Source organism: Streptomyces sp. NPDC087901, from assembly GCF_044742205.1.
In the GTDB taxonomy this organism is placed as follows: domain Bacteria; phylum Actinomycetota; class Actinomycetes; order Streptomycetales; family Streptomycetaceae; genus Streptomyces.
The window spans coordinates 578,740-601,209 of sequence record NZ_JBIUUC010000004.1 but is presented as its reverse complement, the minus strand read 5'-3'; the positions used below and the strand labels follow the sequence as shown (position 1 = coordinate 601,209).

Annotated in this window: 19 protein-coding genes and 1 pseudogene; 9 read left to right on the top strand and 11 right to left on the bottom strand. The window is 66.6% G+C overall.

All coding sequences use genetic code 11. The annotated features are described in order from the left end of the window. Window positions 1-2: 2 nt before the first annotated feature. From ACIOEW_RS16410 to ACIOEW_RS16390, 5 genes are read right to left on the bottom strand one after another with little or no spacing between them, the layout of a single operon-like run. Window positions 3-1,019, bottom strand: coding sequence for a hypothetical protein (locus tag ACIOEW_RS16410; protein ID WP_401964371.1), 1,017 nt, complete (start codon window positions 1,017-1,019; stop codon window positions 3-5). Next, window positions 1,016-1,912 (bottom strand): radical SAM protein, encoded by an 897-nt coding sequence (locus tag ACIOEW_RS16405; protein ID WP_401964370.1) that lies wholly within the window; start codon window positions 1,910-1,912, stop codon window positions 1,016-1,018. The genes ACIOEW_RS16410 and ACIOEW_RS16405 overlap by 4 nt, the downstream gene beginning before the upstream one ends. Beyond that, window positions 1,906-3,057 carry a hypothetical protein gene (locus tag ACIOEW_RS16400; RefSeq protein ID WP_401964369.1) on the bottom strand — a complete coding sequence of 384 codons (1,152 nt, stop codon included), beginning with the start codon at window positions 3,055-3,057 and terminating at the stop codon, window positions 1,906-1,908. The genes ACIOEW_RS16405 and ACIOEW_RS16400 overlap by 7 nt, the downstream gene beginning before the upstream one ends. 17 nt (window positions 3,058-3,074) lie before the next feature. After that, window positions 3,075-4,076, bottom strand: a complete 1,002-nt coding sequence (locus ACIOEW_RS16395) for a zinc-binding dehydrogenase (RefSeq protein ID WP_401964368.1) — start codon at window positions 4,074-4,076, stop codon at window positions 3,075-3,077. Continuing rightward, window positions 4,073-4,882, bottom strand: a complete 810-nt coding sequence (locus ACIOEW_RS16390; RefSeq protein WP_401964367.1) for an HAD family hydrolase — start codon at window positions 4,880-4,882, stop codon at window positions 4,073-4,075. Before ACIOEW_RS16390 ends, ACIOEW_RS16395 begins: the two co-directional genes overlap by 4 nt. 449 nt (window positions 4,883-5,331) lie before the next feature. Between ACIOEW_RS16390 and ACIOEW_RS16385 the strand changes: the two genes are divergently transcribed. Then, entirely contained in the window at window positions 5,332-6,570 is a 1,239-nt protein-coding gene (locus ACIOEW_RS16385; protein WP_401964366.1) for a helix-turn-helix domain-containing protein, read from the top strand. Window positions 6,571-7,118: 548 nt separating this feature from the next. After that, window positions 7,119-7,303, top strand: a pseudogene (locus tag ACIOEW_RS16380) (hypothetical protein). Between the two features lie 254 nt (window positions 7,304-7,557). Here the strand turns inward: ACIOEW_RS16380 and ACIOEW_RS16375 are convergent. The 4 genes from ACIOEW_RS16375 to ACIOEW_RS16360 form a co-directional block, all read right to left on the bottom strand. Next, on the bottom strand, window positions 7,558-7,956 hold the full coding sequence (locus ACIOEW_RS16375; protein ID WP_401964365.1) for a hypothetical protein: 399 nt from the start codon (window positions 7,954-7,956) through the stop codon (window positions 7,558-7,560). Further along, window positions 7,956-9,542 (bottom strand): hypothetical protein, encoded by a 1,587-nt coding sequence (locus ACIOEW_RS16370; RefSeq protein ID WP_401964364.1) that lies wholly within the window; start codon window positions 9,540-9,542, stop codon window positions 7,956-7,958. Before ACIOEW_RS16370 ends, ACIOEW_RS16375 begins: the two co-directional genes overlap by 1 nt. Before the next feature lie 506 nt (window positions 9,543-10,048). Next, the gene (locus ACIOEW_RS16365; RefSeq protein ID WP_401964464.1) at window positions 10,049-10,438 is read right to left on the bottom strand and encodes a very short patch repair endonuclease; all 390 of its coding nucleotides are present in this window, start codon (window positions 10,436-10,438) and stop codon (window positions 10,049-10,051) included. A 395-nt stretch (window positions 10,439-10,833) separates the two neighbouring features. Further along, on the bottom strand, window positions 10,834-12,153 hold the full coding sequence (locus ACIOEW_RS16360) for a DNA cytosine methyltransferase (RefSeq protein ID WP_401964363.1): 1,320 nt from the start codon (window positions 12,151-12,153) through the stop codon (window positions 10,834-10,836). A gap of 119 nt (window positions 12,154-12,272) precedes the next feature. Here ACIOEW_RS16360 and ACIOEW_RS16355 point away from each other — a divergent pair, with 119 nt between their 5' ends. The 3 genes from ACIOEW_RS16355 (at window position 12,273) to ACIOEW_RS16345 (ending at window position 14,220) form a co-directional block, all read left to right on the top strand. Further along, window positions 12,273-13,106 (top strand): GIY-YIG nuclease family protein, encoded by an 834-nt coding sequence (locus ACIOEW_RS16355; RefSeq protein ID WP_401964362.1) that lies wholly within the window; start codon window positions 12,273-12,275, stop codon window positions 13,104-13,106. Window positions 13,107-13,275: 169 nt separating this feature from the next. Further along, on the top strand, window positions 13,276-13,965 hold the full coding sequence (locus ACIOEW_RS16350) for an Eco29kI family restriction endonuclease (RefSeq protein ID WP_401964361.1): 690 nt from the start codon (window positions 13,276-13,278) through the stop codon (window positions 13,963-13,965). A 66-nt stretch (window positions 13,966-14,031) separates the two neighbouring features. After that, window positions 14,032-14,220: a hypothetical protein gene (locus ACIOEW_RS16345; RefSeq protein WP_401964360.1), complete on the top strand. Its 189-nt coding sequence runs from the start codon at window positions 14,032-14,034 to the stop codon at window positions 14,218-14,220. 108 nt (window positions 14,221-14,328) lie between these two features. Here the strand turns inward: ACIOEW_RS16345 and ACIOEW_RS16340 are convergent, their stop codons facing one another. Then, window positions 14,329-15,732, bottom strand: a complete 1,404-nt coding sequence (locus tag ACIOEW_RS16340; RefSeq protein WP_401964359.1) for a hypothetical protein — start codon at window positions 15,730-15,732, stop codon at window positions 14,329-14,331. A gap of 1,067 nt (window positions 15,733-16,799) precedes the next feature. Here ACIOEW_RS16340 and ACIOEW_RS16335 point away from each other — a divergent pair. After that, a complete protein-coding gene (locus tag ACIOEW_RS16335; protein ID WP_362539177.1) occupies window positions 16,800-17,633 on the top strand; it encodes a PIG-L family deacetylase in 834 nt (277 codons plus the stop codon). Between the two features lie 219 nt (window positions 17,634-17,852). Here the strand turns inward: ACIOEW_RS16335 and ACIOEW_RS16330 are convergent, their stop codons facing one another. After that, window positions 17,853-18,854, bottom strand: coding sequence for a helix-turn-helix transcriptional regulator (locus ACIOEW_RS16330; RefSeq protein WP_401964358.1), 1,002 nt, complete (start codon window positions 18,852-18,854; stop codon window positions 17,853-17,855). A gap of 90 nt (window positions 18,855-18,944) precedes the next feature. On the opposite strand from ACIOEW_RS16330, the gene ACIOEW_RS16325 reads away from it, so the two are divergent. From ACIOEW_RS16325 to ACIOEW_RS16315, 3 genes are all read left to right on the top strand, one after another. Further along, entirely contained in the window at window positions 18,945-19,343 is a 399-nt protein-coding gene (locus tag ACIOEW_RS16325) for a VOC family protein (protein WP_401964357.1), read from the top strand. A gap of 178 nt (window positions 19,344-19,521) precedes the next feature. Next, complete coding sequence (locus tag ACIOEW_RS16320; protein ID WP_401964356.1) at window positions 19,522-20,523, top strand: ROK family protein; 1,002 nt, start codon at window positions 19,522-19,524, stop codon at window positions 20,521-20,523. Window positions 20,524-21,062: 539 nt separating this feature from the next. Continuing rightward, entirely contained in the window at window positions 21,063-22,415 is a 1,353-nt protein-coding gene (locus ACIOEW_RS16315) for a cellulase family glycosylhydrolase (protein WP_401964355.1), read from the top strand. The last annotated feature ends 55 nt before the right edge of the window (window positions 22,416-22,470 follow it).

The following is a 22,470-nucleotide window of genomic DNA, read 5'->3' as shown; positions in this document are numbered from 1 at the left end:
GCTTACTTGGGCCAGTGGGAGAACAGGTGGAACATCCGCTCGACGAGCTGCTCACGTACGGAGTGCCACTGGGTGCCTCCGGAGCGGCGCGCGGTTGAGGCCCTGTCGTACGCCCGTCCGTCGACCTCGGGCAGGCAGGCGTACATCTGGAGCAGCGCCGAGCCGTCGTCGGTGGGCGCGCCGTCGGTGTCCGCCTCAAGCAGTGCCCGGATGTCCTCGACATACATAGAGGCGTCGATTCCGGATCCGGGGATGCTTTTGCTCATCTTCGGGAGGCCGCCGAGGCCGGGGATCATCTTGGTGTAGATGCCGGACAGCCGTTCTGCGGGAAGACCCCAGCGCTCCGCCCCACGCCGGGCGAGGGCCACGTACTTGTGCTCGTCGACGCCGAGGGAGACCAGGACGTGGCGCCCGTCGCGGAGGAGCTGCACGAAGTCCGCGGCCATGAGCAGCGTGGCCTGCTTCATGCCGTAGTTGAGGTGGTCGAAGACACCGTGGTTGCGGTAGAGCCCTGCGAGGTCCTCCTCCGCCCAGTGGAAGTCGTCGTCCTCCAGATAGCGCGCCAGCAGGAAGGCGGTCGCCAGGACGTCGGTCTCGCCCTCCTGCCTGCGGAGAACACCGCGCCCGGCGTCGAACCCGAGGCGCAGGACGAACTCCTCGTACTGGTCGGCGAGTCGCCGCACGGAGTCCAGGGGTTTGCGTCGCGCGTTGAAGGAGTCGAGATCCCCCAGCACGATCTGTACGTCGAGTCCGCACTGCTGCAGTTTCACCGCGCGCAGCAGCTGGAAGAGGGTGCCGGCGTGGGGCGGTCCCCCAAGTCCGATCCCGGTGGTGACGATGGCGGGTTGGCCGGCCGCGACCGCCTCAGCGAACTGGCGCGCTCCGGTGTGGCACACCCATTTCGTCTGCAGGTCGTCAGGGCTCATCCCTGCGAGAGGGAAGTCGATGGCTCCGAGGCCCAGCCGTTCGTAGTGGTGCTGGTCGATGACGTTCTCGTAGTACGCGGCATCGAACTTCATGCGATTCCTTCCAACTGTGACTGCTCCCGGAGGTCGAAGGCCCGACGGACCAAGGGTTCGAAGCCGTCGACCAGAAGGTTCCCGAGCGCCGCGTTGCGCGGCGCGGACACGCTGCCGAGGTCCGCTGTGACCGTTCCGTCCGCGAGGACCCAGACCCTGAATGGGTAGGGGTCCAGCGGAGCTCGCGTCGGCTGGGCGTAGATCGCCACGCCTTCGACGACGTCACGCACGCCCTCCACAGCCCGAACGAAGTCGTCTCGCTCGTAGCCATAGACCTCCGCCTTGCGTGTGCTGGCGCGGCCGATGGGGCGGTACTGGGAGATGAGCCAGTACTCGACCTCGGTCCGGTGGGCCACTCCAGCGATTAGCTGCGCGAGGCGGGGCAGTTCCTGGATCGAGCCGGCCGTGGTGAAGGTGTTGAACGCGAGCCGGCGCTGGTCGGCGGTGAGGAACTCGACATTGGACTGGAACCGCTCGAAGTAGCCCTTCCCGCGGAACCAGTCGGCCGTCTCCGGGTCCGGACCGTCGACCGCCAGGGAGTAGACGGTCACGTGGTCACGAACACCGGCGTAGCGGTCGCCCAGGAGCAGCCCATTGGTGTGGAGGTTCGTCTCGAAGCCGACCTCCCGGGCCTGCTGGAGGGCGACCTCCAGGTGGTTGTCGTACGGCATCACGGGATCGCCGCCGGTGAATACGCATCGATGGGCCTCGGACTCGGAACGGACTCGCTCGATAACGCGGCGGACGGTGTCCTCGTCGGTCCTGACCCGGTTGCGCTCGCGGTAACAGAATCTGCACACGCCCGGCGAGGCACTCGTCGGTTCAAGGTCCCAGGCGTTGCAGTCGGTGTTGAGAACCAGGTGGATGATCGCGAGCTCGCCGTGCGTCAGCATGGCGCCTTCTCCCTCTTCCCGGGGCTGACCAGAACGGCGGCCGGAGCGGCCGAGTGCATGAGTGCACGCAGCCTGTGCGGGGCGCCGCCCGTGAGGCGTACGAACTGCCGAAGCGTGTCCAGTCCCGCGCCGGCGTCGATGAGGTCGAGGGCCTTGTCGATGCCGGACTGGATGGTGGGAGACGCCTCGGACATCACCAGGAGCAGTGCCGCGTTGAGGGCGACCGCGTTGCGCGCCTGGCTTCTGTCCTGCCCAGCCAGGACGCGTATGGCAGCGGCGACGTTCTCCCGCGGGTCCTCGTGCTGGGCGACGGACGTCAGGTCCTGCGGCATCGAGGCAGCGCCTCTGCGCACGTCATCGTTGAGCATCAGGTCCTCTTGGCCGGAGTTGATCCGACAGGCCCGCACCTGGCTCCCAGGGAGCAGTTCGTCGACCTGGGCCGCCTTACCGAGGCTGGAGTTCATGACCGTCACGTCGGGCAATCCGAGCTTGGAGAGCAACCGGGCGGAGGCACCGACCGCAGGGTACGAGAGGCCGTACACGTAGGCGGGACAGGTGACCGGGCTGAGGAGCGCGGGAAACGCCAGACTCAGGGCGTGTACCGCCTGGAACCTGCCTCCGTAGCAGCGGTCGAACTCGGGTACACGGTTCTCGATGGAGAAGAACCCGAAGCCGATCTCCGCAGTGATGTCGACCATCTCCCGGTGCGACACCGTGTCACTCGTCGCGCCGATCTGGTCGATGAAGTCACGCGACCCGGTCTTCGACGACGCGCTGCGAGATCCGAGTTTCGCGATGTGTGCTCCCCCGGCAGCCGCCACCAGTGCGGCGGCGGTACTGAGGTTGATCGTCTTGAAGGTCTTCTTTCCGCTGCCGGTGTAGCCGACGAACCGCACGCCAGACGGCGGATGGTGGAAGTCCCACCCCTTCCGGTCCAGGTCTGTCGCGGCCTGGACCGCGGCCTCCACCTCCTCCAGCCGCGGCCCCCGCAGGAGCAGCCCAGTCAGGACGCTTCCCAGCATCACATCGCGCGTCGGGCCTCCCGGTAACGCGAGGATGCGGGTGATCCCCTCGTGGACGTCCTGGGGTGCGATATCGGCCGGTGAGTTGATCTGGTGGGCCAGCAAGGGCGCTGTGACCGCCACGGCGTGGGCTCCTTTCATCAGATACCGGATGTGAACAGGACCTTGAACGGGCGATGGCGCGATCCATCTCGCAGGGCCGCAAGCCCCTGGGGCAGTTCACCGAGGGGGTACCGGTCCCGGGTCAGTAGGGCCGCCCAGTCGCCGCCCTTGGCGATGACGTCGATGGCGTCCCTGAAGTCGTCGCGGCCGTCCGCGCGGCAGTACGAGAAGGAGCCGCGCAGGGTGATCGAGCGACGGAAGACGTCCCGAAGTGGGACGGAGAGAACGACGCGCGGGGCGTACGCGTTCTGTACGAGGATCGTCCCGCCGTCACGGACGGTGTTCAGTGCCTGACGTATTGGGGAGTCGCTGTGACCGGACGCGGCGTCCACGACGGCGTCGCACTGCGGGAGGCCGGCGGTGTGGAGGGTTATGCGCGGGTCGAGAGTGTGCCGCAGGTGATATGCCCGCGAGGGCTCCCTGACCATCATGTGGACGTCCCACCCCGCCTCGGCCGCACAGATGGCCGTGCACACGCCCACGACGCCGCCCCCGATGACGCCAAGCCGCCCCACGGGCGTACGAAGCCCGCAACGGACTCCGTGCAGGGCCACCGCCATCGGGTCAGCAAGGACTCCGTGTGCGGGATCGCGCAGATCGGGAAGCGGGACAACACTGTCGCGCGGCACTCTCACGGTATCCGCGAGGCCACCCGGAAGATCCCATCCGATACGTCGAAGCCTCGGGCAGAGGTGGGCATGGCCGCGGTCGCAGTAGTGGCATGAGAGACAGGGCACCAGCGGGTCGACCGCGGCCCAGTTCCCGGTCTCCGTATCGACCCCGACGATCTCGTGCCCGGGGTACCAGGGTTCGGGTAACGGTCCCGGCCAAGGGTGATTGAGCTTTGCGACGTCGCTCCCGCACAGCCCGGCATAACGGGTCTCGATGATCGTCGTGCCGCAGGCGTGAGACCTGACATCGGGGGTGGGTAACTGTCGGAGGGAGCCCTTCTCAACGCCCCACGCGTACGTGTCACTCATCGCTCTACCCACCAGTCGAGTAGGGAGGGGAGGACTTCCACAGCGGGAATCGTCCTGCCGGACCAGGGAGCCTCGCCGAACGCCAGACCGGCCGGTCCGCCCCGGCGCGCCACACGTAACACACGCATCCCGGCTCGTTCCGCGCCGGCCAGCTCGTCACCGCCGCCGTCTCCGCAGTACAGAACCTGACCGGCTTCGACACCGAGCTTCCCGAGCACCCCCTGGAAAAGCCGACGATCAGGCTTCACCGCGCCGGCGCGGCAGCTGAACACGACCGCGTCGAAGTGCGGCGCGAGCTCACTGCGGTCCCACGCCTCGGCGATGTCAGGAGAGGCATCGCTGAGGACGGCCAGTCTGATTCCTCCCGGGCGGAGCTCCTTAAGGGCCTGTAGGAGAGTCCTGTCGGCCAGCAACCTCTGGTTTGCCAGCCGAGCCAGGACCGCTTCGACTTCATTCGTGCAGGCTGCGGAAGCGCCACAGCGTTCAATGAGGTGCGTTGCAACGGCGGTACTGGATCGCAGCTGCCCGTCGTGTCGCGGTTGCCAGCTACCGCGCAAAGCGGCCTCCGCGATCGCCATTGGCAAGCGCATAGCCCAGGCCAACTGGGCTGCGGCAGCGCTCCGTTCTGACGAGTCAGGGGCCGAGACGAGCGTGCCGAAGAGATCAAGAATCACGGCAGTCGGACGCGATTCCACCGCTGCCGGGGCCCAGGGCGGGCAAGCGTCGGGCACGGCGTCGCATGCTGCTCCGGTGCCGGGCGTGAGCACACTCGTCGCCAGGTCAGTGCTCGTCGGCGGACAGCGCATGTCAGAGCTCCATCAGTAGGACGGCGATCCTGTGGATCCGAACTTTCTGGCCGAGCGGGCATCCACCCCCGGACGACCTCCTGGTCGTCGCGCAAACAGGGAGCAGGGTGGCTCTTTGCGGAACTGGGCCCCGAGTGGGGTGCGTTGTGTACGAACAATCGCAGCGAGGGGGACCGGGGAGCGGACAGACTGTCCTGGCTTTCTCACGCATAAGCCTTGACCAGTCGCATGGGTATAGGTAATGAGCAGACCCCGTACGCAGCTCTGCCAAGCAGGTGCATAAGTGCTCTTCATGGTGGTCTCTCCACTTTTGGCGACTCAGGCACCTTGATGTCCGACCCCTCACCTGCTGGCGGCGAGGCCGTTAACAGTTGGCGAGCGCATCCGCGAGGCTGGACATTGTCCGTACGCTGAACTGAGTGCTCCGTCGCGAAGGGATCGATCCACCGATGAGTGAAAACCTGACGCTGGGAGACCGCCTCCGTATCGCCCGCCGGACACGGAAGCTGTCTGCCGCCCAACTGGCACAAAAAGTCGCGATATCGCCCAGCTACGTCCAGAAGCTCGAGTCCGGCGCCCGCAAGGCTTCTCCATCGCTGGCTCTGGCGCTCGCCAAAGCGCTCCATTTCGGTCCCGAGGTTCTGACCGGCCAGCCGTACTACGGTGAGCCGGAGGCCGAGGACGGAGTGCACGCCGTCGTGCCCGAACTCCGCAGGATCATGCTGTGCTACGACCTCCCGGACGAACTTGAGATCACCCCGCGAGCACTGCCCGTACTTGCCTCCGAGGTCGACCAGATCGCAGCTCTACGCCGAGATGCGCGCTACGCACCCATGGGACCGCTCCTTCCGTCGATCATCACGGAACTGACGCATCTCGCCCTCGGTGGCCGCAATGGTGATCAGGCCCAGGCGTTCTGGCATCTCGCGCGTGCCTACCGAGCTGTTAACTCACTGGCCCACAAGATGGGGCACCACGATCTGTCCAACACCGCTTTGGAACGCGTGCGATGGGCCGCAGAGCGGTCGGGCGATCCGCTGATGAACTTCACCGCGGGATACCTGGTCGCCGGCGCAATGCTCCGCCAGGGCGCCTACGCCTCGTCACGCCGCAAGCTCCACGGCCTGCGCCAGGAACTGGAACGACTCCAGCCTGAGCGCTCTTTCACCAACGACGCCCTCGCGGTCGATGGCGCGCTACTACTCAAGCTCGCCGTCCTGGAAGCCCGGGAGAACAACCCGGGCCGGGCAGACGACTATCTGCGCGAGGCTGAGGCCGTGGCCGCGATGGCCGGCAACCGTGACTCCCTCGCCTACGAGATGTCCTTCGGGCCTACGAACATTCGTATCCACGAAGTGCACGCCATGATCGACACGGGAGACACGGAGCAGGCACTGGCGCGCCTCACGGAGTGGTCCGACGTGCCGGGCCAGGAGTGGATGCCCCCGGCGGCAACTGTGGGCGAGAGGTCGAGCCACCACTTCATCGATGTCGCATCCGCGAAGCTGGCGATGGCGGACAGGACAGGTGCGTTCGCGGACCTTCGCCGCGCCCGGAAGGTCGCTCCGAACCACACGAGGTTCCACCCGTCCGCCCGCGAGACGACGGCCGCGCTCCTGCGTGCGGGCACCCACCCTTCCAATGAGCTCTCCGCTTTTGGCAGTTGGGCTGGAGTTATCACAAGCTGAGACTCCGTCAAGGGTGTTCACGAGAGAATTCCACGGACAATCTGTCCGCTCGCGGCGTCAACTGAATGGAATGGTCTCCTCACTGATGGTTGCGAGGAGGCCCTTCTCATGTCCGATGCCAGCCCACGTTTTCCTGCCCTGCCGCCTCGATGGATGCCCATAGGCGAGGGGCCCGAGCTGTGCTCGGCGGGCCAGTGGTGGGACGCAGTACGCGCCACTGAGGTCATCGGCCGACGCGCGATCGAGCTCCTCCACGACGGCGGTGTACCGGTCGGCCCGGTCGTCCTTGATCCTGGAGGCCCAGAGCCCCGCTTGTACTTCCTAGTGCCGCCCGGCACGGCCGACGACTGGGAGGAACCGGGAACGGTACCGCTGGGGCAGAAGTGCCACGTCGTCGTTCCGCCATCCAGGGCCACGAAGCCACCTGGGTTGCACTGGCATGTGTTCCCACGAGGGCCGAGATCGCTGACACAACCCGATCCGCTGCGTAAGGCACTCGCCCAAGCGCGCCAAGAGCTGCACGGACCCGAACAAGCCTCGGATTCCGGATGTCTCTAAGAATGTCCCTCGTTCTGCTTCTCGGGATCGTCCTGCTCCGAGGTGCCTCCCTGAAGGGCGGCCCCGCAGCTGTATGCGTGCTCTTCGGGTTCTTCCTGGCCAGCACCTTCGTGGCGCCGGACATCACCGGTTCGTCATCGGCGTCGCGGACATGATCGGCCAGATTCGGTTCTAGCGGGCTGGCCGGCTTGCGCCGGCACCCTCAGCCCGAGGCGAACCAATTGCCCAGCGCTCATCGCGCCACGAAGTCTCACAACCCCTTTTCGTGCCCCACCCACGAACGGATCGTGCACTAGCGCAGCCCTGCCACCGCATCGCCCGCCGACCCAGCACAAGGCCCGCTGCCAGAGGACACGGACGCCCCACACGGACACACCCCTCCTCGAGTCCGGAGGCCGTCACCCACGACCCAGCAGCCGCAGGTGGAAGTCAACTCAGCAGCCCACCAATGGCATTGGCGAGCGACTCGCCTCCTTGCTGTACCGCAGTGCCCAGCACCAACGCGGGCAATGCCGTCGCGATCCCGCGCAGTGTGCCGATCTCCGGCGCGTCGGGGGACACGAGCGAGGCGTCAACGGTGTCCGCCATCGCGCGCAGCACTGTGACGTTCTGCAGATCCGCCGCGTTGTGGTCCACGTCCTCACGGAAGGCGGCGAGGAGGCCGCGCACAGCGTCGATGCCGACCGCACTGTGCACCGAGGCGGACTGGTGGATGTGGGAGATGTCCTGCCCCACGACGTTCTGCAGGGGTGCGCTGTTGTTACCACCGATGCTGATGCCCGAGCCATGGCCCGGGTCAGGTTCGGGGCGACGCCGTCCCACAACCATTACTTGCCTCCCTGATTCTTGTTGTCCTGGCCGACGCCACTGATGCCGTTGCCGACGACGTTCTGGATGGGGGCGTTGTTGTCCCCATAGATGAGGATGTTGTTGGTCACGGTCGCGACCTGCCGTTCGTACGCTGCCAGGTCGATTCCCTGCTCATCGAGGAACTCGGCGACGGTGCGGAAGACGCAGGACTGGATCAGGACCACGTGGCGCTTGGCGTCGTCGCTCTGGTGCATGTCGGTGACTTCCTGGGTGGAGTACCGGTCGCGCAGGCTCACTGGCTCTTCTTCCTCCCCGCGCCCCTCGGTCTTCTCGCCGAGGCGTGTGACCAGGCGCCACACAGCCAACGGGCCCATGAGTGTGTCCAGGAGCGACTGCGAGCCAAGCCACCCGAGCAGGTGTGCTCCGCGCATCCGGGCGGGTGTGGCGGTGGCCCGCAGTTCGTTGTGGAGCGGTGTCATCACGTGCGGGCGAATAGTCAGCCGCAGCTCGCCGGCCTCCAGCGCGGCATGCACGAACACGCTCACCACGATCTGTCCGTCCCAGCTGATGCACTGGGCTCGCAGGTACAGCCGGTCTGGCACCCCGGAAGGGGATCTACGTCCCAGGCCGCTCAGGTCGGCCAGTTCCACCTTCGTCTCACGGGTGCGCTGCAGCCATCGGGCAGCCGGAAGGCCGAGTATGCGCTCCATCGAGAACCCAGGAAGCGGATCTGTGATCTCCCGCGCGCCGCGGCCCAGTTCGTTGAGGGCGGTACCTACCCGTCGGAGCAGTTCCGCCTCCCCGAACGGTCTGACCGACTCCTCAGTGCCCTTGGGCTTGAGAGGGATGCTAATGCGAGCGGGACCCCAGACATCGCGCCCGGCACCAACGAACTGCTCCGAGGCGTCGTAGGGCAGCGCCAACTGCGACTGGTCCTTGCTGATGTCCGAAATCCTGCGCGCAGCCTTGGCAGCCACCCACGGCAGATCATCGGACGACACCTCCTCCCGCACTAAAGCACCCAGCGCAGCCCGTGCCACAAGCCGGTCGCCCACGTACGCCAATGCGACAACAGCCGCCAGCCCGAGGGGAAGTAGGGCCAGTTCAAGGCGCAGTTCGACCAAGTCGCCGCCAACGGGCCTGTACGGCAGTAGCGCGAGCAGCCACGGCGTGGGCAGCACGGCATACGCCAGACGCCGCGAAGGCGCCCACCGCGTCCGGCCGGACCTGCGGATCGCGCGGAAAGCAGCCCACCGTAGGAGCAAAGCGGCGACCACGGCAACCGCCCAGATTGCGAAAGCCCACGGCACCGCGTAGGCGACCAGCCCACACAGGACCAGGATGCATGCGCGCCGAATCCACCGGCGCCGTCGGGCACGAAGGCCGTGTGCCATCACCGGAACAAGATCGAAGCCGTACGACGGCACAGGCAGCGGCGGGCCGTTCAGCACATGGTCTGCAATCCATTGCGCAGTCGCTTCGCCCAGGGGCGGGCAGTCATCGCTGCCTTCCAGGTAGATCGGCCGCCTAGTGCTGCGCCTGGGCTTCTTGGCCTTTCCCGTCTTGCCCCGGATTCTGCGCCACCACGCCTTGACGGCCTTCACTCGATCAGGCCGCGCGTAGACCGCCTGACACAGCAACCGCGTCACTTCGGACGACGTGGGGTCCACCTCCGCCGGGCGGCTGGCCCCGGAAGCGACAGGGTTCGTCTGAATCGGGACAGCGGGCCACTCAACCGCTTCCGTGCCCGCTCTCCCCCGAGCACGCACGCCCCTGACCGCCATCCCGCTCCCCCGATCATCTGCAGGCGGGAATCTTTACGGCGGATACCGATAGCCGCCAGACCACAAACGCGACAATGCGCACAACCTTGCTGGGCGGCCAGGGATTGGCCGAAACTGGCACCGTTTTGCCCGGCATTCAGGCCGCCCCGGCGCTACCCGGAGATCTGGGACCTGAGCGTCTCGCCGCACCCCCTAGTGACGACGTGCAGCCTTCGGGCCTTCGGAGTAGCCGACTGCGTGAATCGGTTCCCCAGCAGCGACTACTGCCCTGACCGGTGGTAATGGCGGCCTCGGCATAGCAGCTTGCGCGCCGCCTTCACACGATGTCAGTTGGGCCTGGCCGATGCTGCCTGGCGTACGACCTTCTCAATTCGAGCGCAGGCAACCACGGGATCCTCGTGCTCCCAGACGCGGACGACGGTCCACCCCGCCTCGCCAAGCAACCGATCGGTCTCGGCGTCCCGAGCGCGGTTGCCCTCGATCTTGCTGTGCCAGAACTCGGCGTTCTTACGTGACTCCCGAAGGTGCTCCGGGCATCCGTGCCAGTAACAGCCATCAACGAAGACCGCGACCTTCGGCTTGGGGAAGAGTACGTCGGCGGTTCGCCGTAGTTCGGGCAGCGGCCGCGCGGCGACGCGATAGCGGAGGCCCTGCTTGTGCAGCAAAGACCGGAGCCGTAGCTCGGGTTGAGTGTCTTTATTCCGGTTGCCCCGCATCACGGCGCGTACCGCTGGCGAGGAAGCCCACGAGCCTTCCGCCGGCGGTTCCTCAGCGAGGAGGCCCTTCCCCCATGCCACTTTCCAGCCCTCAGCGAGGTTCGCGGTTCGAGTGTCGTGCTCGACCTGTCCAAGGTACCGGGCGGGAGACTTCCCCCTGTCGGACCAACGCAGGTACGCGCGAATGCGTCGTGTGTCGGGAAGTACTTTCAATTCCACTGAGGCCCGGGCGAATCGACCCTCACCGAGGTCCACGGAGCGTCGGTGACGACCTCCGGCGGCCCGGTCCTGTTCGGCCGCGACAGCAGTCCGGGTCCTGCCGGGTCGCCCCTTCCACGCCCGGTCTGGCGGCGAACCGTGCTTCCAGCCACTCTGCGCCCCGCTGGTGGGCCCGGTCACTTCTGACGCTCCTCCGCCTCGTCCAGGACGGCAGCGACAGCCTTCGCGAAGACCTCGCCGAGGGCGACGGGTACGGCGTTGCCCAGCTGACGCATCTTCTCGCCTCGCGGGCCCCTGAGTTCCCAGTCATCGGGGAACGTCATGACACGGGCGGTTTCGCGAACCGTCATGTATCGGTGCTTGTACTTGAAGCCGCTCGGAGCGGTCTTGTCGGCCACCAACTCATCGAGGAGCATGACGGACTCGCCGCCGGGGACACCGTGAACGCCCGCCTTGACGGTCTTCGCCGGGCGGTCGAGCTCGTTGGGGGTATGCCCGTCATAGATCCGGGCCCCAGGCCAACCGATGTGCTCCGTAAACCCGCCAAGGAAGTGTTCGTCGCGGTCCAGCCACTCGTCCGGGACATCCGGCAGCGGCTTGTTATCGCCGATCCCGGCGAGCGCGTCGCGCAGGGTGCGCCAAGGCAGTAGCCCGTCATCCATCGGCATAGTCTTCGGGAGACGAGCCAAGACCAGTTCCTTGACATGGGCAGGCACGTCGGGGTGCCGCTCCCAGTACTCGCCGCCCTCCTCCAAGGATCGGAAGAGGGCAGTCTCGGAGTGCGTCTGCTTCACGAGGTCCTTGAACAGATCGAAGTCGACGTCCAAGTCGCGGCGGAACGCAACGATGATCACGCGGTTGCGGATCTGGGGCACCCCGTAGTCGGCGGCGTTTACCGGCACCATGACGACGTCGTACCGCTTCTTCGGATCGTCCGGCTCCTTCTCGCGCCGCTCCAGCAAGTACTCGTAGTGCTGCTGCCAGTCGGCGCCTTCGGCTCGTTCCTCGAAGGGAAGCTCCAGCTCGCGCTGGATGTACTCGAAGTAGGGCTTGAAAGAGGGCCTGAGCAAGCCTCGTACGTTCTCGCAGATCACGGCCTTCGGCTGAATCTGACGCACCGCCTTGAACATCTGCGGAAACATATTCCGCTTGTCCTCGTCACCCTTGGCGACACCGCCAAGACTGAAGGGCTGGCAGGGGGGACCGCCAGCGAGCACGTCCACCTTGCCCGCCAAGTAGTCCATGTCGAGCTCTTGGACATCGCCCGCAACGAGGGGGACCTTGTCGTTGGCCTTGGGGGCTCGGATCGGCTTCTGGCCATCGGGCAGTCGCTGAGCCCCGTTCGCCGCCAGGGTCTCGCAGGCTCGCTTGGCGAACTCGTTGAAGAGGAGGGGGCGGAACCCGGCACGGTGGACAGCCATGGCCAGGCCGCCAGCGCCAGCGAAGAGCTCAACACCCGTGCGGTCCTTCTTTGATCCTTCTTGCAGTTCAGCCATTCCAAAAGCATACCGCGGAGTTGGAGATCTTCAAGTCATTCTGGAGTGAACGTTCGTCCGCGTGTACAGGTCGCCGATAGGGTTCCTCCGGGAGTATGGCGAGCGAGGGAGTGGAACGGATGGCGCCGGTGGTGGGCTCCGACGACGGGACGCGGTATCACAGGGACTTCACCCTGAGCATCACGAAAGCGCTCGGTGACCAGCTGGCGGCCGCACTCGATGGACTGGACAGGGCCCCGCTGGCCGAGGAGAGCATCGCGCGGCTCAAGGAGAAGTCCGGGGTCTACCAGCTGTATCTGAACGGCGAGTTCGTCTACGTTGGCAAGGCTGAAAAGTCCTTGCCGGCCCGTCTGCGCAATCACCTCCGAAAGATCTCGGGGCGCCGCGAGATCGCGCTGGACGAAATGACCTTCTCGTGTCTTTACGTAGCGGAAGACTTCTCCGCTCTCGCCCCCGAACAACTGCTCATCAGCCATCACAAGGGGATGGGCAACATCCCTTGGAACAACAATGGCTTCGGCAACAAGGACCCCGGTCGCCAGCGCGACCATACGATTCCGAACCGCTTCGATGTGAAGTTCCCCATCGACCTCGATCGACCGGTCGAAGCCCTCGAATCCGGAGATTCCACCCTGCTTGACCTGCTGGAGAAGGTGAAGGCTGGCCTTCCGTACAACTTCAGGTACGGACGGCCTACCTCATTCCAGGACCACGTCGTCAGGGTGCCCGAGGGCCAGGTGACCGCTGACGAGATCTTCCAACTGATCTCGGCGGAAATACCCGACAAGTGGCAGATCACCGCCCTCGTGGGTTACGTGATCATGTACGACGACAGCCCCAGTAGCTACAAGAGCGCGTGGCGGTACTACCGCGGCGGTCAAAGCATCGACGTCGTGGCCGAAGCGGAGCCAGCGGAGGACGCCGATGCCGATCCGGCCGAGGCAGATGCCTGAACAGACCAACACCTGGTCGCCGAAGGCCGCAGCCCGCTAGCCAGACAATAGGTAACGGCGATCGGAACCTGCTCACTCCCGTGCTCTGAGCGGGCCTCGCGTGCTCGAAGCGCGAGTCTTGGTCACAACCGATGACCTACGAATCCATGTAGAAGCGGAGAGCCCACCCGTGGCCGCACAAGTCCCGCCGGACGACATCGCAGACGAGCCGTCGAAGTTTGGTGCGGAGAAGATCTACGACCCGCTGAGGCGGGAGAACCTAGGGCGCAGTGTGCTCTGGGCGCTCACCTCTGGTGATCCCGTTCGAATGGACCAGGTCCAGTCCTTTAAAGGCTGCGGGATCTATGCGATGTATTACACGGGTGATCATGAGCTGTACGCGCCGATCTCAGGATCGTTCGAGGTTCCCATCTATGTCGGCAAGTCTGACCCACCCGGTGGCCGCAAAGGCGTCACGGTCGCGGAAGCATGGGAAGGGACACCGCTCTGGGAACGGGTTTCCGTCCATAGGCGAAAGCTCACCAAGGCGGCTGACCTCAGGCTTGAGGACTTCCACATCCGTTACCTCACCGCCGATGACCTCTTCACGCCCATGGCCGAGCGTCTGATGATCAGAGATCTCCGCCCCGTTTGGAACGTGATACTCGAGGGTTTCGGCGTAAACCAGCAGGGCGGCCCACGCGAGGCCGAGCAGATGCGGCCGAAGTGGCACGAGGTCCACGTCGGTGTGCCGTGGGCGGATAAGATGCGACCCCAACCGCATGGGCCCGAGCCCTTGAGGGAGGCCGTTCAAGCGCATCTGGCTCTGCATGCGAAGCCTCCGACGAGCGCGGCAGGGCGTCCGCCGGGAGTGATCTGAGCTCAGGCCCTCTCATTGGATCCCGCCGATAGTGAGAGCGCCATCAGGTGGTGTCACACTGACGGAATGATCAGGGACCCAGCCGAGACGATCGTGACCGCAGCCGGCACTGTCGAGATCCCCTTGGGGCTGCTCGCGGAGGCCGGGCTGTCTCCAGGAGCCGCAGTCGTCGTGTACAGCGACGGGGACGGGCGGATCGTTGTGCGTCGGCAGGATGACGCGATCCGCGACCTGCTGGAGAACGGCAACCTGTGACCCAGCTGTACGCCTGAGCGGCGAGCAGCCTGGCCATGTTCTATCAGGACGCCTTCGCGACAGCCGTGAAACGGCCCGCACATCTTGACCCAGTTTCTACCAGTTCTCTCAGCCTGCTCCGTATCCAAGCCTGTGCGCCTCAGGCCCGTTCGGGCTCCAACCATTCAGGTAGGGCTTCAGTTCCTCCAGCTTAGGTTCGCGAGCTGCGGGCATCACGGGAAGCTGGGTCAGCGGGTCGCGGCTTCGAACGTAGCGGCGCGCCCAAGTCAGCCATTGCTGCGCTGAGGCAACTTCGGCCTCGTCCCTGTCCGTCGCAGCCTTCAGTCGGCGATCCAGAGCATCGCAATACGCGTTCAGTGCCGTCGCTTCCTGCCAATCGCGAGTCTCCGCGCGGAGAATCTCAGCGAACCTGGCCTGACCGGCCTGCTCTTTCGCCTGCTCCATCGCAGTTCGCCAGCGGATCTCGCGGTCGACCTTCGCCCGCTCCTCGTCCGCCTTCCGTTGAGCGTCCTCCATAGCTCGGACTTCGAGCTCTTGAAGAACGGCCCCAAGGATGCCCTCCAGCCTCCAGCGTTTGCGGTCGGCCCAGCGGAACTGCCGGTTGAGGCGGCTGTAGCCGAGTTCGACTACGAGCCTTCCGGCGCGCTCTGGATCGGTGGACTGCGGCGCCTCTTGCTGGATTGTGACGGTGTAGTCGAAGCCACTGACGCACACCGTCAGTTCGCCCTCGCGGCGCGAGTACCGCGAGGGATGATGTCGGCCCTCGTGTGTGTAAGCGTGGCTTCGATAGCGGTCGGCGACACGATGTCCCTTCACCTCGTGACCGCGACTCAGCGCCTCGGCGGTCAGACCTTGGAGCAACAGCAGTGATCGACGGCGGAGTGCGGCAGGCATGACGAGCCGGCCTTCGTCGTCTCGCAGTGCAGCCACGACTGGATGGGGAGAGCGCAATTGAGTGGGGACACGGACGGGTGGCACATCATGCGGTGACGGTCTGAGGGAGTTGAGGTGGGGCCCATCAACAAGGGAAATCTGTAGGTCGCGATTCCACATGCGGAGCCTCTCGATGCGTTTACCCTTCGGGACGAGGGCGTGTCGCTTCGCGTAGTCGATCGCGCGCCGCCATTCCGTCACCGCAGGCTCATCGGGCTGAGTGATGGTGACACGCTTCTCGGCAATGAGCCGCTGGACGAGCTCGGTCGCCTTCGTGCGACGGGCGCGGGCAACTGGCCTGTCGCCGTAGGTCGCGGATGGCCTGCCGCCCCTGCTCTCTTCCTTGGTGATCTTCCTTCCCTCGGCATGTGCAGGGTCGTCGGGATGGTGTCCGTTTTGCGTGTAGAAGGTGCCCGCCTCGGTGACCTGCGCATGCACCTCACCACCGCTTCGCTTGATCGTGATCAGTCCGCGGTCGCGCAGGGCATAGGCCGAGCGCCACTCACCGGGGTCCCAAGCGGCGTTGGGTTCTTCGCTGCCGGCCAGCTGGCCGAGCAGGGTGAGCTGTCGTTCGTTCAAGGGAGACCAGCGATGCATGGCAACAGCTCACTCCGAGACCGGGCCAGGAGCAATAACTCGTACGGGTGGTCGTCCCCGGAGGGTCAGGAAGGACGCGGTGCCTTGTGTGCAGCGGGCGGGGCGACACAGCGTGAATCTGATGCACCACTCCGATCAAGACAGCACGCCTGTGATCAGGAAAAAGTGGGATTGGGTGGCACCCCCCAACACCTCCTGGGAAAACGTTGGGGGCCCTTTTGTCGATTGGTCGTGGGATCGAGGGCTCGTGCGCCACGAAGGAGCGACGCCGCCTGCCTGGCTGGGAGCCATATGGGAGCCGACTCGTTCCCCAAGCCCCTGCGACGCCGCCCCAGACCAACGCATACCAATGGCTTGACCTGCACAAACGTAATACGACCAGGTGTCGATCGCGCCCGACCCTCATTCGGGACGAAGAGGTCGTGGGTTCAAATCCCGCCACCCCGACAGCCGTAAGACCAGGTCAGGGGCCTGATCCACTAAGTGGATCAGGCCCCTGAGTGGTTTCCGGGGGCGTCTTGGGAGCGGCGTGGATGAAGATCTTGGTCGGCTTCTCCAGGCCGCCTGCGGATCCTGACCGGCTCCGTCTTGACCGCCCTTCCCGTCACCCTGCGCAGACGTACGGCGAAGGCCGGGCAAGCGTTTTGAGAATGCCGAGCTCGATGTCGATCGCGGCCTGTTCCGTCACCGCCCAGTCGGGCCGTGGTTCCGACGCGGCGGAGGTTGTCCCGCTTTCGGCGCCGGGCCGCCAGGGCGAGTGATGCGACACGTCCGTGAGACTGCCGAATCGCGGCAGGTCGGAGTGGAGCCTTACGTCATGGATCGCTAGGCCCTGCACATATGAAACGCCGACGCCGGGAAGACCGGGCGGCCGCGCCGGGAACAGCCGGTCGGGCCCGCACGGTTGCATCGACCGAGGGGTCGGCACCGCACGGCGGGGAAAACGGAGATCACAAGGTCATCCGCCCTGCCAGGATCCGGCCCCCGGTGTCGCGGTACGCCCGCCGCGCACTCGGACCAAGACGCATTTTCTGCAGGAGGACTGCTTCATGACTGACCGGCCCTTGACGCTCATGGCAGTACACGCCCACCCCGACGACGAGGCCACGGGAACCGGAGGGGTCCTCGCGCGGTACGCGGCGGAAGGCATCCGCACGGTTCTGGTGACATGTACCGACGGCGGTTGCGGTGACGGGCCGGGGGGCGTCAAACCGGGCGAGCCCGGGCACGATCCGGCGGCTGTCGCCGTGATACGCCGCCAGGAACTCGAAGCGAGCTGTGACGTCCTCAAGGTCAGCGATCTGGAGATGCTGGACTACGCCGACTCCGGGATGGTGGGCTGGCCGAGCAACGACGCCCCCGACTCCTTCTGGCAGACCCCCGTCGAGGAGAGCGCGGCCCGGCTTGCGGAGCTCATGCGGCACTACCGGCCCGATGTCGTCGTCACCTACGACGAGAACGGCTTCTACGGCCACCCCGACCACATCCAGGCCCACCGCATCACGATGGCGGCGCTGGAGATGACCGCGCTGACACCGAAGGTGTACTGGACGACGATGCCCCGGTCGATGATGCAGCGGTTCGGGGAGACCATGCGCGAGTTCCAGGAGGACATGCCGGAGCCTGATCCCGCCGAGGCCGCCGCGATGGCCGAGATCGGCCTCCCCGACGACGAGATCACCACGTGGGTGGACACCACCGCGTTCAGCGGTCAGAAGTTCGATGCGCTGGCCGCGCACGCCAGTCAGGGCGAGAACATCTTCTTCCTCAAGATGGGCAAGGAGAGGTTCGGCGAGCTGATGGGCGTGGAGACCTTCGTACGCGTCAAGGACGCCACCGCCGTGGCCGTACCCGAGAACGATCTCTTCGCCGGACTGCGCTGACCGATCATCCCGGACGCCGGAAGGCACTGCGTCGGCCGGATCATTCGGGTGCCGGAAGGCGCTGAGCGGTCGGCCTCTCCGCCCGGTCTGCGAGCTCACCGCCACCGAGCGCGCCGGCCTGAACCGGCGCTCCACACCATCCTTCGTGCCGGGGAGAACCTGCCCGGCCGACCGGCTCCCGGCCCGGCCTGCCTCCGATGCGGACAGCCCGCCCGGTCCTCATGCGTGAGGCGGGCTCCGCCGGGCCGAGTCCGCGAGCCGTTCCGCGAGGGCTTCGACGAGGCCTCGGAGTTCATCCGGGCGTTCGATGACGAAGGGCCGGTCCAGCGAGGCGAGCACGGCGGGCAGCCAGTCGAGCCGCTCCACGCGCAGGTCGACGCGGGACCAGCGCCCGGTCTCCGGTCCTGCGTCGTCCGAGGGCGACAGCTCCTCCACGATCGCGATGCCGGCGGGAAGCCGGGTGTGGATCTCCTCGGCCGTCCCCTGCACCCGCAGGGTCACCTCATGCCGGTACGGAGCCGTGGCGAGCCCGGTCAGTACGCGCTTCGCCGGGTCCAGCCCTGCGCGCGGCTCGAACGAGCCGGGCAGGGTCCTCACGCCGCTGATGCGGTCCAGCCGGAACGTCCGGTCCTCGCCGGCCGCGGGGTCCGCAGCCGTGACGTACCACCTCCCCGAGTGGGCGACGATCCCGTACGGGTGCAGGATGCGTTCACTGCGCCGGCCGTCGACGGCGGTGTACCGGACCGATACCGGCCGGTGGCGGGTCACCGCGTCGGCGAGCGGGAGCAGCACCGCGGAGTCCGGGGGGTCAGCCTCGCCGGGCGGAGCCGTGAACGCGAGGGCCCCGAGCACGGCGTCGAGTGCGAGCCGCAGCCGTTCGGGCAGCACGCGCCGGATCTTGGCCGCCGCCGTCTCTCCCGCCGTGCCCATCGCCGTCGTCAGGCCGGAGCGGCGGCCCGCGACCAGGCCGAGCATCACGGCGAGCGCTTCGTCGTCGTTCAGCATGAGCGGGGGCATGCGGTAGCCGGGGGTGAGCCGGTAGCCACCGTAGCGGCCTCGTACCGACTCGACGGGCACGTCGAGGTCGATGAGGTGCCCCGCGTAGCGCCGCACGGTGCGTTCGTCGACGTCGAGCCGGTCGGCGAGTTCGGCCACGGTGCGGAGGCCACCCGACTGAAGGAGTTCCAGCAGGGTGAGGACACGGGCGATGGGGCGGGGCATGCGCAGAAGTCTCCTCCTCATACCGGGCGGGTTCCGCCCGGTATTGCTATTAGCGTGCGTTCAGAAGCACCGGCCGACCAGGAGAGAACCATGGATTTCGTCTCTGTCCGCATCATCACGGGCGACGTCGCCCGCCTCGTCACCTTCTACGAGCGCGCCACCGGCGTATCCGCCCACTGGTCCACCGAGGACTTCGCCGAGCTCAGGACCTCCTCGGCCACCCTCGCGATCGGCAGCACCCGCACGGTTCCGCTCTTCGCGCCCGGCTCGGCCCGTCCGGCCGACAACCACAGCGTCATCCTCGAGTTCCTCGTCGACGACGTGGACGGCGTGTACGAGAACCTGAACGGCTTCGTGGAGGACTTCATCAACGAACCCACCACGATGCCCTGGGGAAACCGCGCGCTCCTGTTCCGCGACCCCGACGGCAATCTCGTCAACTTCTTCACCCCCGTCACGCAGTCCGCCGTCGAAAAATTCTCCCGATGAGGAGTTCACCCGACGAGGAGTTCCCCCGATGATGCGCGCCCCTCGTCGGCCGGACGACGCGGCGACATTACTAAACCTTGACCTGAACTAAACCGTTTACTAGACAACGTTGTCACCACCCGTCAGAGTGTGCTCCGGAGCGAAGGGAACCCGCTTCCTTCACGAAAGGTGTGGTGACGTGACGGTGTACGGAGCACTGGACATCGGCGGCACGAAGATCGCCGGAGCGCTCGTGGACGACGCGGGCGCTCTGCTCGTACGCGCACAGAGGCCCACTCCCGCGCAGAAGTCCGCCGTCGAGCTCATGGCGGCGGTGACATCGGTGCTCGACGAGCTGGCCGTACACCCGATGTGGGACGAGCTGGCCTGCCTCGGTATCGCCAGCGCGGGTCCGGTCGACACCGCCGCGGGCACGGTCAGCCCGGTCAACATTCCCGCGTGGCGGCGCTTCCCGCTGACCGAGCAGGTGGCGGCGCACCCCCGGCTGCCCGCAGGGCTGCGGCCCGTGCTGGTCGGGGACGCGGTGGCCATGACGGCCGCGGAGCACTGGCGGGGCGCGGCGCGGGGGTTCGAGAACGCGCTGTGCATGGTGGTGTCCACGGGAGTGGGTGGCGGCCTGGTCCTCGACGGCCGGCTCCACACCGGCAGGACGGGGAACGCGGGTCACATCGGGCACATCACCGTCGACCTGGACGGTTCGGTGTGCCCGTGCGGGGCTCCCGGCTGCGTCGAGGGGTTCGCCAGCGGGACCGCAATCGCAGCGCAGGCGCAGGCGGCCGGGTGGTCCGCACCGGCCGGGACGACTCCGACGGCGGCGGCGGTCGCGGAAGCGGCGCGGGCCGGGGATCCGAGGGCGCTGGGGGCCTACGAGCGGGCCGCCCAGGCGCTCGCGGCAGCCATCTCCGCGACGGCTGCTCTCGTCGAGCTCGACCTCGTGGTCATCGGCGGCGGCGTGGCGCAGGCCGGCGAGACGCTCTTCGCTCCCCTGCGACGGCACATGGCCGACTACGCCGTGCTCGATTTCACCCGTGGCCTGCCCGTCGTGCCGGCTCTTCTCGCCCTGGACGCCGGCCTCATCGGTGCAGCCGCCGTCGCCTCCTCGAAACTCGGCGCCCCCTCGAAGCCCGGCGCCCCCTCCAAGCTCGGCGCCCCCGCGCTGGCGGCCGGGCAGCGCCCGTAACCCGTCCCCGCATTCCGTAATGCGTGGCCCACAGATCCGAGGGGCCGCGCCACGACCGCGGGGTTCGGCCGGTGGTGGCCCTGAAAGGGGACCACCGCGTGCACCGCCTGAACAACACCATCCGTCACTACAACCCTCCCGTCGAGGCGCTCTCGCCTATTAAACCGGAACTAAACTTAACCGGTTTGGTTCCAACGGTTGTTTCGCCGTTCGCGTGCCCCTAATCTCTCTTCCAGTCGCCTGAGCACAAGGTGAACTGCCCACGCTCACCACCCATTTGAGCAAGCGCCAACTGGGCGTTCCACGGCGATCAATACCCTCGTCGGTCGGGCGAGAGCCGCAATGATTACCCGGCCGGCGAGGAACTCACTCGCCCCGACAGCACTCCTTTCGCATGCAATACATCTCGGAAGACGCACGTTCGCCGCGCTTTCCGGGGCACGGATCGGGGCGGAAACCGCCACTCACCGCAGAGCGTGACGCGCCGGACGGGAATGCGTCCCGGTCCGGCGGGCACGCCACCACATCGGGAGCGACATATGAGAAGGATGCTGGCCACCGCCGCGGGAGCGCTGCTAGCCGTCACCGCCGCCGTGCTCACCGCACCCCACGCGGCCCAGGCCGCGGAGGCGTCCACGGGGTTCCACGTAAGCGACGGCCGACTGCTCGACGCCAACGGGGAAGACTTCGTCCTGCGCGGGGTCAACCACGCGCACGCCTGGTACACGGCCAAGACGCCGCAAGCACTCAAGGACATCAAGGCCCTCGGCGCCAACTCGGCCCGCGTGGTGCTGAGCACCGGCGACCAGTGGACCAGGAACGACACCGCCGACGTCGCGGCCATCGTCGAACAGTGCAAGGCCAGCCGCCTGGTCTGCGTCCTCGAGGCCCATGACACCACGGGTTACGGCGAGGCCGGCGCAGCCGTCCCGCTCTCCCGCGCGGTGGACTACTGGAAGGGCATCAAGAGCGCGGTCGAAGGGCAGGAGAAGTACATCATCCTGAACCTCGGCAACGAGCCGTACGGAAACACCGGTTACGAGAACTGGACGTCCGGCACCACGGACGCCATCAAGAGCATGCGCGCCGCGGGATTCAAGCACACCATCATGGTGGACGCCCCGAACTGGGGACAGGACTGGTCCTTCACCATGCGGGACAATGCGGCAGGGGTATTCGCCGCCGACCCCGACAAGAACACCGTCTTCTCGATCCACATGTACGGCGTCTACGACACAGCAGCCGAAGTTCAGGATTACCTGAACCGGTTTGTGTCACAGAAACTGCCGATCGTCGTCGGTGAGTTCGGGGACGCACATTCGGACGGCAACCCGGACGAGGACGCGATCATGGCGACGGCCCAGCAGCTGGGCCTCGGTTACATGGGATGGTCCTGGAGCGGCAACGGCGGCGGGGTCGAGTACCTCGACATGGCCACCGGCTTCGATGCCGGTCAGCTGACCACATGGGGTCAGCGCATCTTCAACGGCACGAACGGGATCAAGGCGACCGCGCACGAGGCCGGCGTGTACGGAAGCGGAGGCACCGGCGGCGGTGACGGCGGCACCAGCACCGGTGCCTGCCAGGTGACCTACAAGCTCAGCGACTGGGGCAGCACCTTCAACGCGGACGTCACCATCCGCAACACGGGCACCACCGCGGTCAAGGGCTGGAAGCTCCAGTTCCCCTTCCCAGGTGACCAGCGGGTCAACTCCGCCTGGAACGCCAAGGTGAGCCAGCAGGGGGCGGCGGTCACCGCCACTCACGAGTCCTGGACCGAGACCATTCCGGCAGGCGGTTCGGTGAGCTTCGGCCTCAACGGTTCCTCCGCCTCGGCCAACAGCATCCCCAGCACCTTCGCGCTCAACAGCGCGTCCTGCACCAAGGTCTGACGCGCTCGGCATGCTCCGGTTCCGTAAACGCTGTGGCCTCTCCGTCCAGTTGGGC